A 13384-nucleotide genomic window follows, 5' to 3' on the forward strand; every position below is an offset into this window, starting at 1 on the left:
GCCAGGGCCCCGACACACGACAACGGGAAGGGACTCCCATGTCCGCTCAGCCGACCGGAACCGTCGACGCCACCATCGAGACCGTCACCGCCCGCCGGATCATCGACAGCCGGGGCAACCCCACGGTGGAGGTCGATGTCGTCCTGACGGACGGGTCCCTGGGGCGCGCGGCCGTTCCCTCCGGCGCCTCCACCGGCGCCCGGGAGGCGGTGGAACTGCGCGACGGCGACTCCGCGCGCTGGCACGGCAAGGGTGTCGACCGCGCGGTGGCCCACGTCAACGGAGAGATCGCCGCGTCCGTGCGCGGCCGGCACGCGGCGGACCAGGCGGGGCTCGACGCCGCGCTGGTGGCCCTCGACGGCACGGCCACGAAGTCCCGGCTCGGTGCGAACGCGATCCTCGGCGTCTCCCTCGCCACCGCCAAGGCCGCCGCGGCGGCTCACCGCCTGCCCCTCTACCGCTACCTCGGCGGGGCCGACGCCCACCTCCTGCCGCTCCCGATGATGAACATCGTCAACGGCGGCGCCCACGCCGACAATCCGCTCGACTTCCAGGAGTTCATGATCGCGCCCGTGGGTGCGGAGACGTTCGCCGAGGCCGTCCGCATGGGCAGTGAGGTCTTCCACACCCTGCGCCGCGATCTGCTGGCCGCCGGGCACTCGACGGGCGTCGGCGACGAGGGCGGCTTCGCACCCGCGCTGCGGACGGCCGAGGAGGCGCTCGACTTCGTGATGACGGCCATCGAGCGCACCGGCTACCGCCCGGGAACGGACATCGCCCTGATGATGGACCCGGCGTCGTCGGAGTTCTTCCGCGACGGGGTGTACGACTACGCGGGCGAGGGAGTGCGCCGCAACCCGTCCGAGAACGCCGACTACCTGGCCAAGCTCGTCGACGCCTACCCGGTCGTCTCCATCGAGGACCCGATGGCGGAGAACGACCACGACGGCTGGCGCGAGCTGACCGCCCGCGTCGGCGACCGCTGCCAGCTCGTCGGCGACGACGTGTTCTGCACCAACGAGACACTGCTGCGGGAAGGCATCCGCACCGGCGTGGGCAACTCGGTCCTGGTCAAGGTCAATCAGATCGGAACCCTGACCGAGGCGCTGACCGCTGTGACCACGGCCCACGAGGCGGGCTGGACGGCTGTCATGTCCCACCGTTCGGGCGAGACGGAGGACACCACCATCGCGGACCTGGCGGTGGCGACCGGCTGCGGTCAGATCAAGACCGGTTCGCTCTCCCGCTCCGACCGCACGGCCAAGTACAACCAGCTGATCCGGATCGAGGAGGAGCTGGGCGACTCGGCACGCTTCGCGGGCCGCTCCGCACTGCGCCGGGCGTGAGCAGCGGGCAGAGGTAGGAGCGCAGACCGCGGGCGGGGCCCACGCGGGGGGCGGTGGCTCCTGCGCACTCCCCCGCGCGCGGTCTGCGCCCGGCGCCGGTACGGCGGTGTCCGAGAGCCAGGAACGCCGTCACTAGCATGCCCCCTGTGAATCTTGAGAAGCTGATGGAAGAACAGCCGAACCTTCGCGATGTCCCGGCGGTGGCAGCGGGTTCGTCAATGGCGGGCACACGCGCGACAGCCGTGCATGGGGCGCTCGCGGTGACGCCGGATTCGCACTTCCGCATCGCGTCCCTGACGAAGGCCTTCACCTCCACGGCCCTGGTCCGCATGCTGCGGGACCGGGGCATCCCGTTGGACACACCTGTCATGGAACTGCTTCCCGGCCTCGAACCGGACTGGCGGGCCGACGAAGCCCTCACCATCGAGCAGATACTCGGGCAGGTGTCCGGACTCCACGAATCGGTGGACGCCGCAGCCGTCCAGGCACTGGGCGAGGGGGACAGCGCGCTCATGGAGGCCGGCCGGCTCGTGGTCCGCGCCGGCAACGAGCGGAAGCCCGGCGAGCGGTGGTCCTACTACAACGGCAACTACTTCCTGGTCGGCGCGGTTCTCGCGGCCCTGAGCGGCACGACGTTCGAGGACGCGCTGGAGAAGAACCTCCTCGGGCCCTGGGGCCTGGAACGCACGGGCTTCGAGGCCCCGGCCGCGTACGTCACCGGGTGGGACGGCACGGCCGAACTCCCGCTGCTCGGCTATCCGCGCACCCGTCGCCCCAGCGGGGGCCTGTGGTCATCGGTGGCGGAGCTGCTGGCCCTCGGCGAGGGCCTGCTCGCCGACCGGGCCCTCCTGGAGGAGATCCGCCGTCCGCGCACCCGGTCCGACGACCCCATGGCCTACGGGCTCGGCTGGGCCCTGGGGCCGTCCGGCCAGATGTATCTCAACGGACGCCTGCCCGGCTATCGGGCCGCCATGGTCCTGGTCCCGGACCGGGACTACGTGAGTGTGGCCCTCGCCGGCCAGGAGACCGCCCTGCCCGCCTTGGCGCGGCTGCTCAGCGACATGCAGCAGCCCCTGACCGGGGACGACATCGCCGTGGCGGTCGACACCTTCGCCGCCTGAGGCGATCGCCGGTGCGCCCGCCCGTTCCGTACCCTGGGGCTCATGCGCATGCGCCCCACCCTGAGCTGGTCCCCCACCGAAGACCTGCCCCCCGCCACCACGGATCCGGAACCGGTCGCCGAAGCGCTGAGTGCCGGCGGTGTGCTGGTGCTCAGCGGGGCGGGCATCTCCACGGAATCGGGCATCCCCGACTACCGGGGCGAGGGCGGGAGCCTGAGCCGGCACACTCCGATGACGTACCAGGACTTCACCGCCAGTGCCCAGGCCCGTCGCCGGTACTGGGCGCGCAGCCACCTCGGCTGGCGCACCTTCGGCCGCGCCCGCCCCAACGCCGGGCACCGGGCCGTGGCCGCGTTCGAGCGGCACGGCCTGCTGTCGGGCGTGATCACGCAGAACGTCGACGGACTGCACCAGGCGGGCGGCGGAGAGGACGTCGTGGAACTCCACGGGAGTCTGGACCGGGTCGTCTGTCTCACGTGCGGCGACTCCAGCCGGCGCCGCGAACTGGCCCGGCGCCTGGAGGAGGCCAATCCCGACTTCGCACCGGTGGCCTCCGGCATCAACCCGGACGGCGACGCCGACCTCACCGACGAGCAGGTCGGAGACTTCCACGTCGTGCCCTGCACGGTCTGCGGCGGCATCCTCAAACCGGACGTCGTGTTCTTCGGCGAATCCGTGCCACTCCCACGGGTCGAGCACTGCCGCGCACTCGTGCGGGGCGCCGCCACGGTCCTGGTCCTGGGGTCGTCGCTGACGGTGATGTCCGGGCTACGGTTCGTCCGTCAGGCGGCCCAGGCCGGGACGCCGGTACTGATCATCAACCGGGACCCGACACGGGGCGACCGACTCGCCGCCACCCGCATCGCACTCCCCCTGGGACCGGCTCTCACGGCGGTGGCCGGCCACTTGGGCATCCGCATCGACGACGAAACGGCAGAGACGGCGTAGGGGCAGCCAGCCGTCGGCCGCGCCCGGAGGGTGGAGAGCAACTCGGGCTCGGCTCCGGCGGACGGTCAGAGGCACATCACCCACGCGGTGCCCTCGACGGTCAGCCCAAGGGTCCCCCAGAGGAGGATGCCGCCCACCGGCCGGACCGGACGCCCTGCTTCCTCGCGCAGCACGGTCACGTGGACGGCGATGGATGCCGGCGCCGAAGCGAGCCACAGGGCAGCGGCGACCAGCAACCCGTCCGCGGCCAGTCGTCCCCACTCATGAATCCCGCTCTGCGACATCCGGGCCACCGCGGGCAGCCCGACCACGGGCAGCAGCCCCACCGCTGTGCCCGCGAGCGCGTACCACCACTTCCTCCCGTGGCCGGCGAGCCGCCCGAGCCAATGCCCCAGGGCCACCGTCGGCAGGATGTACACGGCGGTCAGCAGGGCGCTCGCGCCGACGAGCAGAGGCAGTCCGATCACCAGCGCGAAGGGAAGCAGTAGCCCTCCCGGGGAGGCACCGCCGATCAGTCCGGTCCACGACAGCGCCGGTGTCAGTGCGGGCATGACCACGCACAGCACAGCCATCGACACGGACGACGGCGCCGCCCCCACCCGGTCGGTTGCGCGCCCGTCCACCACCTGCGCCATCACGCCCCCGACTCCGCCCCGCGCACACCGCGCCTGATGCACTCGCAGGCAATTCGCCGCCACCCTACGCTCGTTACTGAACGCGTTCACTAGTGACGGTCGAACACCGACCAGCAGATGTCGTTGCGCAGCCGCTGATCGTCGAGGACCAGCTCGCGGATCGCATCCGGGAGCTGCCGGCGCTGCCACTCGCACTCGGCCCGTCGCGCGGTCTCGCTCTCGCCCTCCGGTACCGCCGCCCGCGCGGCCTTGATCGCGTAGGCGGCCGCGCCGAGTTCGTGCGCGGCGACGTGGGCGACGGCCCCGGCCTGGCCGGCGGCGTACGCGGCGTGCCGTGCCGCCCCGCTCAGGTCGCGCGCCGCCCCCATCGCATGACCGCCCGCCGCGCGAGCCCGCATCATCCCGACCTCGCCGCGCGTCCAGGCCCGGGCATGCTCGATCGCCCGGCGCGGTCGCGGGTCCATGGGGCGGACGGACTCGAAGAGGCCGAGGACGTGCTCAGCACAGGTGGCGGCCCACAGGGCGAGGAGTCGGTGATCCGCATCCGTGAGCGTTCCGCCACGGCGGATCGTCACGAAGCGGGGATCGCGGATCTTCGGGAGGATCACGACGCGCCTTGGCGGCCGGTCGGCCTGCCGGCCGTCCGGCGCAGGGATTGGTCCAGGGTGCTCATCAGCTGGGCGACACGGCTGCTGCCGCCTGTCACCGGCGGATATCGGCGGAGCACATCGACGAGCACGGGTGTCGCACGCCGAAGTGACCGTTCCAACAGGGCATCCGCGATCGCGGGATCCCCACCCGCTTCCATCTCCCCGATGCGCGCAGCACTCGCGCACGCCCGGAGGATGTGGCCGACCTGGCCGGCCTGGGCTATGGGATGCAGGTACGCAGCCGACGCGGCGTCACCCGCAGAGCGTGCGGCCAGTCGCGCGGCTTCGGAGGGCGCAGACCTGGCGGCTCGATGGGCATCGGCGGAAGCGACGCGCTGCAGTTTCGTCCTGCCGGCCCCGTGGATGAATTCCCGGGCCGCGTCGATCGCCGCGCGGGGGCGCTGATCATCCGGAACGGCGTGCTCGAAGACCGGCAGGACGTCCTCCGCGTGCTGAACCACGTAGCGCGCCACGACGCGCAGCTCGTCCGTCGTCAGGTCGAAGTCCCCGGACACGGTGTACCTGCTCTGTGCCATGAGTCTGAATCGTATCCTTGAACGCCCGGTGGAGACTCTGTCCGGAATTCTCCGCCACTCCACGCCGCAACCCTCAAACGGAGGTCATGTGCGACCCGTGGACCTGGCCCGTCGGCACGACCTCTCCACGCAGACGGTCCGCAACTACGAGAACGCCGGCATCATCCCGCCGGCCGGCCGCGGCCCGACGGGCTACCGGAACTACACCGCCGCCCATGCCGCCGGCCTCGCTGCGTACGTGGCACTCGTCCCCGCCTTCGGTTCCTCGACGAGCCGACGCATCATGCACGCCGCCACCGCCGGACGACTCGACGAAGCTCTGGAGTACGTCGACGACGGACACGCGCTCCTGGCTCGCGACCGCGCCACGCTGCGCACGGTCGAATCGGCGCTCTCCCATCTCGGAGCCGTCGGCACCCGCGCGACGGCCGACGACGCCCGGGAACCGTTCAGCATCGGCGAAGTCGCCCGGCATCTCGCGCTCGCCCCGGCCACCCTGCGCACCTGGGAACGCACCGGAGTCCTCGCCCCCCGACGTGACCCGCGCACCGGTCACCGCCGGTACGTCGCGCAGGACGTACGCGACGCCGAGCTCGCGCACCTGCTGCGCCGGGGAGGCCGCTCCCTGGGCACCATCGCCACCGTCCTCCGGGAACTCCGCGATGTCGGCAGCCTCGACGCGCTCGCCAGGACTCTGGAGCCGTGGCGGCGCGACCTGACGTCCCGAGGACTGGCCATGCTGTCCGCCGCCGGTCAGCTCTCCGCCTACCTCGACGCCTTGGGCCGATCGGGGGGCAACGGGCTCCGCCCGTCCCCGGAGCGGCTCCGGCCAGCGCACCGGGCTGTCAGTGCGCCCTGACAGGATGCGCCGCATGAGCCCGTCCACCGCAGCCGACTACGGCTGGATACGTTCCTCGTCGTCGCTGTTCACGTATGCCCTTGAGTTCGGATACACGCTGACGCTGGTGCGGGGCGTGCCGCCGACGGAAGTGCTGCGCAGGGCGGGGGCGGTGCCACGCGATGCGGTCTCGGGGCTTGCCGCACTGATCGAGGAACACACGGAGGTGTTGTTCGGGCACGAGACCTGGCCCGAGTCCTTCGTCGCGGGGGCGTTCACGGTGCCCGGTGAATGCGGGGACTGGACCCTCGCCCTGGAGTTCGGCGGCGACCTGGGGACACGGCCCGCCATCATGGAGGCCCTCTCCGCCGGGACGCGAGCGGTGTCGCATTCGAGCAACGGGGGGAAGCCCATGCACTTCTTCCACTGGTACGAGGACGGGGAGCTGCGGACCACCTTCGAATCGGCGGCGTACCGGTCCGGCAGCACTCCGGACGAGCTGACCGCTGTGATGCGCGAAGTCGGGCTCAACCCCACGGGGGATCAGGACCCCGGCGTGGACGGGAAGGCGGCGGTGTTCGCACTGACCGAGCGCCTCACTGGCGTCCGGGTGACCGAGGACCTGCTGGCGGAGGCCGTGTATCAGACGGGTGAGGTACCGGAGGAACCCGCCGAGGAGTGGAGGGGCGTGATCATCGACATCACCGATGCGCACGGCGACAGAACATATGCGGCCACCTCCGCACAGTGCGACGCCACGAGTGGTGCCGCGACGGCCTCCGACCCCGGCGGGAGCGGCCGCGAGTCCGCGCCACCCCCGCACAGGGGCACTACGCCATAGAGGCTGCCGGGTCGTCAGGCTCGGCAGCGCAGCATCTCCAGCGGAGGGTTGGCGTGGAGGTCCGCCCAGTGGTCCGCGCCGAACGCGCGCACGCCGGCCTCGGACACCTCGACGGGGACCCAGGTCACCTCGCTGAATCCTGCCGCTTTCAGGCACGTCTCGTAGACCTCGCGCCGGGGGCGGTTGGCGACGAACGACACGGGCGGGTCGAGCAGCGCCGTGATGCGGACCTGCGGTCCGGTCTCGACCTCCTCGCCGGTGAGCTCGCTGCGGAAGCCGTACTTGTCCGGGGACGGCCCGTCGAAGCGGAAGTCGGGTGACTGGTTGAGCACGAAGAGCTCGCCACCGGGCCGCAGGCTCCGGTGCACGTTGCGGCACATCCGCTCCGTGGTGGCGATGTCGGGCGCGTAGCTGAGCAGTTGAACCGCCAGGCCGACATCGAAGCGCTGCTCGAAGGCGCGCAGTTCGGATACGTCGCCCACCTCGTAACGCACACCCAGCGGATCGGCGGCCTCCAACTGCTGTGCCACCGCCACCATTTCACCCGAGATGTCGATGCCGAGCACGTCCGTGGCGCCGCGCCGCCCGAACTCACGGCTGTAGAAGCCGGTGCCGGAGGCCAGGTCGAGGACGGACTTCCCGCTCACGTCGCCCACCATCGCCAGGAAGCTGGGCACCACTGCGTACTGCTCCAGAGGCAGGGCCTTGAATCCCTCGTACGCCTCGCCTATCTCGTCGTACTGCTGCCGGGCGCTCATCGTGTCGTCCTCCCCGTACTTCCACCGAGCCGTGGGCGCGACAGGCCGGGTTCGGGCGGTCGCGGCCCCTTGGCCAGCAGTCTCTCCCGGCCTGGCAGCCCCTCAGGCATGGCGGAAACCACGAGAACGCGGGCGTCGGCCTGTCCCCCCGTACAGGCGGGACAGCCCTTAGACCTCGGGAAGGGAAGGGTCGGGCTTCCAGGGGGACGGCGCGGTGATGGACCATCGTTCGTGGTCGCGCCAGGCCCCGTCGATGTAGAGGTACGAGGGCGACAGGCCTTCGTACCGGAAGCCCAGCCGCCGCACCACGGCCAACGACGCCTTGTTCGCGGGCTGGATGTTGGCCTCCAGCCGGTGGAGGCGAAGGTCGTCGAAGGCGTACTCCAGGGTGGCGGTGAGCCCCTCGGCCATGTACCCGCGTCCCGCGGACGGGGCGAAGGCCGCATAGCCGAGGGACGCGCCCTGGTAGCGGCCGCGAATGATCGAGTTGATGTTGACCATGCCGGCGGCTTCACCGGTCTCCCGGACGCGGATCAGGAGCCCCTCGTTGGTGCCGTCGCCGAATCGCTCCATCCAGCTCCGGAACTGCTCCTCGGTCCCGGGCAGTTGCATCCACGGGGTATGGAGCTCGGCGCTGGCTCGTACGAGCGAGCAGAACTCGGCCTGGTCGGCCAGGGTGAGCGGGTGCAGCTCCACCCGCGACGTCATCTGGGGCATGGGCCCATCCTAGGCTCCGTCCTGGAGAGACGATCATCTGCGTCATCCACTCCACGGTGCCCTCACCACCTGCGGGGAGGGTGGGTCCGCGAGCCATGTCACCTCGCGGACCCGCCCACCCCCTTCCTCGGAAAGCCGTCCCGCTCAGAACGAGAACTGGTCGATGTTCGCCTTGTCGAAGACCGTGGGCTCGCCGAGGTCGATGACGCCCTTGTCCCCGATGGTGAACTTCCCCAGGTCGCCCGCGTCGAACGTCTCACCCTTCGCGCCAGTGATCCGGCCCGAGGACAGTGCGACGGCGGTGTGGGCGGCAAGGGATCCGAGCTTCGCCGGGTCCCACAGCTCGAAGGCGTCGACGGTGCCGTTCTTCACGTACTGCCGCATGTCGTTCGGAGTACCGAGGCCGGTGAGCTTCACCTTGCCCTTGTACTTGGATCCGGACAGGTACTGGGCGGCCGCCTTGATGCCGACGGTGGTCGGGGAGATGACACCGGCGAGCTTCGGGTACTGCTGGAGCAGGCCCTGCGTCTGCTGGAAGGACTGCTGCGCGTCGTCGTTGCCGTAGGCCGTCTTGACCAGCTTCATGTTCTTGTACGCGGGCTTCTTCAGCTCGTCCTTCATGAAGTCGATCCAGGTGTTCTGGTTCGTGGCCGTCTGCCCGGCGGACAGGATCGCGATCTCGCCCTTGTATCCGAGCTGCTTGCCCAGCAGTTGTACCTGGGTGCGGCCGAGGGCCTCGGCGCTCGCCTGGGAGACGAACGCGTCCCGGCACTCGGGGTTGGTGTCGGAGTCGTAGGTGACGACCTTGATGCCGTTCTTCATGGCCTGCTTGAGCGCGGTGCACAGGGCCCCAGGGTCCTGTGCGGACACGGCGATCGCGTCGACCTGCTGCTGTGTGAGCGTGTTGACGTAGCTCACCTGGCCCGCTGTGTCGGTGCCGCTGTTGGGGCCGGTCTCCTTGTACTTCGAGCCGAGGGTCTTCAGCGCCGCCTCGCCGCCCTTGTCGGCGATGGTGAAGTACGGGTTGTTGACCTGCTTGGGCAGGAAGCCGACGGTGAGGCCCTTCTTGGTGGCCGCGTTCGGATCGGCCTTGGCGTCCGAGGCCTTGGCACCGGAGTCCTTCTTGGCGTCGCTCTTGGTGGTGCCGCCGCAGGCGGTGGCGCCGAGGGCGAGCGAAGTGGTGACGGCCAGCACCGCGCAGGCACGGCGGAGGGCGGGAGAGAACATCATCGGTCCCTTTCGGAAGGTACGGGTGCGTTGCAGTGCATGACGGTGCGTCACGGGGCGGGAGGCGTCGGCGCTCTGCGGCCGGCGTGGGCGGTGGCCAGTTGCCGGGCCACGCGCGGGCCGAGCACGGAGACCACGAGCAGCACGCCGGTGACGACGATCTGGGACTGTGCGGAGACGTTGAGCAGACTCATCACGTTCTGCAGGGCACCGAGCAGGACGACTCCGGCGACGGCGCCGCCGAGCGTGCCCCTGCCGCCGTCGAAGTCGATGCCGCCGAGCAGTACGGCCGCGACGACCGAGAGTTCGAGTCCGGTGGCGTTGTCGTAGCGGGCGCTGGCGTAGTGCAGCGCCCAGAAGACGCCGGTGAGCGAGGCGAGCAGGCCGGTGGCGGCGAACAGCCACAGCTTGTGGCGCTTGACGCGGACCCCGGCGAACCGGGCGGCCTCCTCGTTGGCGCCGACGGCGAACAGGGAGCGGCCGAAGGGCGTCGCGTGCAGGGCGACGACGGCTAGTGCGAGCAGGACCAGGAAGGGCAGGAGCGCGTACGGCACGAAGGTGTCGCCGATGCGGCCCGTGGCGAAGTCCAGGTACTGCGTGGGGAAATCGGTGACGGCGTCGGAGCCGAGCACGATCTGGGCGATGCCCCGGTAGGCGGCCAGGGTTCCGATGGTGACGGCGAGGGAGGGCAGCCCGAGCCGGGTCACCAGCAGCCCGTTGACGAGACCGCAGACCACGCCGATCAGCAGACACAGCGGGATGATCATCTCGATGGCCAGTCCGGCGTTCCACAGCGCGCCCATCACCGCGCCCGAGAGCCCTGCGGTGGAGGCGACGGACAGGTCGATCTCGCCGGCCACCACCAGCAGCGTCATCGGCAGGGCGATGAGTGCGATCGGCAGCGTGTTGCCGATCAGGAACGACAGGTTGAGCGCGTTCCCGAATCCGTCGACGAAGCCGAAGGACAGCAGCAGGAGTACGAGGAGCATCGCGCCGACGACCGTGTCCCAGCGCACGGCGCGGGTGAGTGAGGTGCCGAGGGAGTCAGCCATTGCGGGCGTTCCTCTTCTTCAGGGCGCGGGCGACGCGCAGTGCGACCATCCGGTCGACGGCGATGGCGAGGATGAGCAGCACGCCGTTGATGGCGAGGACCCAGACCGAACTCACCCCGAGGGCGGGCAGCACGCTGTTGATGGAGGTGAGCAGCAGAGCGCCCAGGGCCGCGCCGTAGACGCTGCCGGAGCCGCCCGTGAAGACGACGCCGCCGACGACCACCGCGCTGACGACGGTCAGTTCGTAGCCGCTGCCCGTGGAGCTGTCCACGTTGCCGAAGCGGGCGAGGTAGAGGGCTCCGGACAGGCCCGCGAGGGCTCCGCACGCGGTGTAGGCGGCCAGGATCCGCCTGCGTACGGGGATTCCGGCGAGCCGTGCGGCCTCCGGGCTGGAGCCCATCGCGTACAGCTCGCGCCCGCTCGGGTAGTGCCGCAGGTAGAAGGCGGTGGCGACGACGACGGCGAGCGCGATCAGTGCCAGGTACGGGACGGCGGACAGCCCGCCCGAACCGAAGTCGACGAATCCGCCGGGCAGGTCGGACGCGGTGATCTGGCGGGAGCCGACCCAGATCGAGTCGATGCCCCGGATGATGTACAGCGTGCCGAGGGTGACGACGAGCGCCGGGACCTGGCCGAGGCTGACGAGCAGCCCGTTCAGCAGTCCGCAGCCGATGCCCAGTGCGACGGCGAGGACGACCGCCATGACCGGGCTGCCGCCGCCGTGCAGATAGGTGCCGGCGGCGAAGGCGCTGATGCCGAGCGTCGAGCCGACCGACAGATCGACGTTCCGTGTGATGACGACGACGGCCTGGCCCACCGCGACCAGGACCAGGATGGTGGCGTTGAGCAGGAGGTCCTTGATGCCCTGTTCGGAGAGGAACTCGCCGTTGCGGGCCTGGGTGATGCCGATCATCACCAGGAAGACGAGGAGGATGGCGAGTTCGCGGACCTTGAGGACCAGGTCGACGAGGCGCCTGCCACCCGTCTTCCCGGGATCGAGGGCAGGTGCCGGCGGCTGTGCCGTGACCGTCATGCCGCCCTCCCGGTGGCTGCCGTCATCACGGACTCCTCGGTGGCCAGGCTGCGCGGGATCTCCGCGGTGATGCGGCCCTCGTGCATGACGAGGACCCGGTCCGCCATACCGAGGATCTCCGGCAGGTCGGAGGAGATCATCAGGACGGCCACCCCGTCGGCGGCGAGCCGGGACAGCAGCCGGTGCACCTCCGCCTTGGTGCCGACGTCGATCCCGCGGGTCGGTTCGTCGACGATGAGGACCTTGGGGCCGGTCGCCAGCCATTTGGCGAGGACGACCTTCTGCTGGTTGCCACCGGAGAGCGTGCCGACCGCGTCGGCGATCCGGGCGTACTTGACCTGGAGTCTGACCGCCCAGTCCAGGGAGCGGTCGCGCTCGGCCGCCCGGTCCATCAGGCCGGCCCGCGCCGTCGTGCGCAGTCCGGTCAGCCCTATGTTGCGCGCGATCGACATGTTCATCACCAGGCCCTGGGCGCGCCGGTCCTCGGGCACGAGGGCGAGTCCGGCGGCCATGGCCAGACTGGGCGCGCCCTTGGCCAGCGGCCGGCCGTCGATCTCGACCTCGCCGCCGTCCCAGCGGTCCACGCCGAACACCGCCCGGGCCACCTCGCTGCGGCCCGCGCCGACCAGTCCCGCGAGGCCGACGATCTCCCCGCGCCGCACCTCGAAGGAGACATCGGTGAAGACGCCTTCGCGGGTCAGCCTGCGCACGCTGAGTGCCACGGGGCCCGGTTCCGCGGGCTGCTTGGGGTAGAGCTCGTCGAGGTCCCGGCCGACCATCCGGCGTACGAGAGTGTCCTCGGTGAGGTCTTCGACGGGCTCGCTCGCGACCAGGGCGCCGTCCCGCAGGGTGGTGACGTGTCCGCAGAGGGCGAAGATCTCCTCGATCCGGTGGGAGATGAAGAGGACCGCCGCGCCCTGTTCGCGCAAGTTGCGCACGACGCCGAAGAGGCGGGCCACTTCGCTCCCGGTGAGGGCGGCGGTCGGCTCGTCCATGATGAGGACGCGGGCGTCGAGCGAGAGCGCCTTGGCGATCTCCACGATCTGCTGGTCGGCGATGGACAGGCCGCGGGCGGGCTGATCGGGGGCGAGGTCCACGCCGAGGCGGGCGAAGAGTGCGGCCGCCTCGGTGCGCACGGCCCGGTGGTCGACGCGGCGCAGGGAGCGGCGGGGCTGACGGCCCATGAAGATGTTCTCCGCGACGGACAGGTCGGGGAAGAGCGTCGGCTCCTGGTAGATCACCGCGATGCCCGCGTCGCGCGCGTCGGCCGGGCCGTGGAACACGACCGGGGCTCCGTCGAGCAACAGCGTGCCGGTGTCGGGCCGGTGGACGCCGGCGAGCGTCTTGATCAGGGTGGACTTTCCGGCGCCGTTCTCACCCGCGAGGGCGTGGGCCTCACCGGCACGGAGTTCCAGGGAGACGTCCTGGAGGGCGCGTACGGCGCCGAAGGACTTGCTCAGGCCCTGTGCGGCCAGGACGGGGGGCTCTCTCATGGCTGACACCGATCGGTCATCGAGGTTTCGTTCCATTACATCTGAAAGGTTTCATTCAATTCCCAGGGAAGCTAGACCCGCGTCAACTACGCAGTCAATGGTTGGACTTGGAAATCTTCAAACCCCCTGAAGGTCGACGCGAACTCTTGACGCGACTGTCGCAATTACCTAGATTCACACCCTGAAACG

Annotated in this window: 14 protein-coding genes; 5 read left to right on the forward strand and 9 right to left on the reverse strand. The window is 70.6% G+C overall.

Annotated elements, in window-relative coordinates; genetic code table 11:
* The first annotated feature begins 38 nt into the window (after nt 1–38).
* The 3 genes from eno to OG521_01620 all read left to right on the forward strand — a co-directional run bounded on the left by eno (nt 39) and on the right by OG521_01620 (nt 3415).
* Nucleotides 39–1346: a phosphopyruvate hydratase gene (gene eno, locus OG521_01610; GenBank protein WUW19543.1), complete on the forward strand. Its 1308-nt coding sequence runs from the start codon at nt 39–41 to the stop codon at nt 1344–1346.
* Between the two features lie 146 nt (nt 1347–1492).
* On the forward strand, nt 1493–2467 hold the full coding sequence (locus OG521_01615) for a beta-lactamase family protein (GenBank protein ID WUW19544.1): 975 nt from the start codon (nt 1493–1495) through the stop codon (nt 2465–2467).
* A 42-nt stretch (nt 2468–2509) separates the two neighbouring features.
* Nucleotides 2510–3415 carry an NAD-dependent protein deacetylase gene (locus OG521_01620; protein ID WUW19545.1) on the forward strand — a complete coding sequence of 302 codons (906 nt, stop codon included), beginning with the start codon at nt 2510–2512 and terminating at the stop codon, nt 3413–3415.
* A gap of 65 nt (nt 3416–3480) precedes the next feature.
* Here OG521_01620 and OG521_01625 read toward each other — a convergent pair whose 3' ends face one another.
* From OG521_01625 to OG521_01635, 3 genes are all read right to left on the reverse strand, one after another.
* On the reverse strand, nt 3481–4053 hold the full coding sequence (locus OG521_01625; protein WUW19546.1) for a hypothetical protein: 573 nt from the start codon (nt 4051–4053) through the stop codon (nt 3481–3483).
* Between the two features lie 86 nt (nt 4054–4139).
* Nucleotides 4140–4658 (reverse strand): hypothetical protein, encoded by a 519-nt coding sequence (locus OG521_01630; GenBank protein WUW19547.1) that lies wholly within the window; start codon nt 4656–4658, stop codon nt 4140–4142.
* Nucleotides 4655–5236, reverse strand: coding sequence for an exonuclease SbcC (locus tag OG521_01635; GenBank protein WUW19548.1), 582 nt, complete (start codon nt 5234–5236; stop codon nt 4655–4657). Before OG521_01635 ends, OG521_01630 begins: the two co-directional genes overlap by 4 nt.
* Before the next feature lie 88 nt (nt 5237–5324).
* On the opposite strand from OG521_01635, the gene OG521_01640 reads away from it, so the two are divergent.
* Together OG521_01640 and OG521_01645 are read left to right on the forward strand one after the other, a co-directional pair.
* Nucleotides 5325–6095, forward strand: a complete 771-nt coding sequence (locus OG521_01640; protein WUW19549.1) for a MerR family transcriptional regulator — start codon at nt 5325–5327, stop codon at nt 6093–6095.
* Nucleotides 6096–6108: 13 nt separating this feature from the next.
* Complete coding sequence (locus OG521_01645; GenBank protein ID WUW19550.1) at nt 6109–6915, forward strand: DUF6461 domain-containing protein; 807 nt, start codon at nt 6109–6111, stop codon at nt 6913–6915.
* 14 nt (nt 6916–6929) lie between these two features.
* Here OG521_01645 and OG521_01650 read toward each other — a convergent pair whose 3' ends face one another.
* From OG521_01650 to OG521_01675, 6 genes are all read right to left on the reverse strand, one after another.
* Nucleotides 6930–7673 (reverse strand): methyltransferase domain-containing protein, encoded by a 744-nt coding sequence (locus OG521_01650; GenBank protein WUW19551.1) that lies wholly within the window; start codon nt 7671–7673, stop codon nt 6930–6932.
* A 168-nt stretch (nt 7674–7841) separates the two neighbouring features.
* A complete protein-coding gene (locus OG521_01655; protein WUW19552.1) occupies nt 7842–8390 on the reverse strand; it encodes a GNAT family N-acetyltransferase in 549 nt (182 codons plus the stop codon).
* Nucleotides 8391–8534: 144 nt separating this feature from the next.
* Nucleotides 8535–9617 carry a rhamnose ABC transporter substrate-binding protein gene (gene rhaS, locus OG521_01660; protein ID WUW26544.1) on the reverse strand — a complete coding sequence of 361 codons (1083 nt, stop codon included), beginning with the start codon at nt 9615–9617 and terminating at the stop codon, nt 8535–8537.
* A gap of 50 nt (nt 9618–9667) precedes the next feature.
* Entirely contained in the window at nt 9668–10669 is a 1002-nt protein-coding gene (locus tag OG521_01665; protein WUW19553.1) for an ABC transporter permease, read from the reverse strand.
* Nucleotides 10662–11702: an ABC transporter permease gene (locus tag OG521_01670; GenBank protein ID WUW19554.1), complete on the reverse strand. Its 1041-nt coding sequence runs from the start codon at nt 11700–11702 to the stop codon at nt 10662–10664. Before OG521_01670 ends, OG521_01665 begins: the two co-directional genes overlap by 8 nt.
* Nucleotides 11699–13195 carry a sugar ABC transporter ATP-binding protein gene (locus OG521_01675; protein WUW19555.1) on the reverse strand — a complete coding sequence of 499 codons (1497 nt, stop codon included), beginning with the start codon at nt 13193–13195 and terminating at the stop codon, nt 11699–11701. Before OG521_01675 ends, OG521_01670 begins: the two co-directional genes overlap by 4 nt.
* Nucleotides 13196–13384 lie beyond the last annotated feature (189 nt).

The sequence above is a fragment of the Streptomyces sp. NBC_01463 genome, assembly GCA_036227345.1.
Classification (GTDB): domain Bacteria; phylum Actinomycetota; class Actinomycetes; order Streptomycetales; family Streptomycetaceae; genus Streptomyces.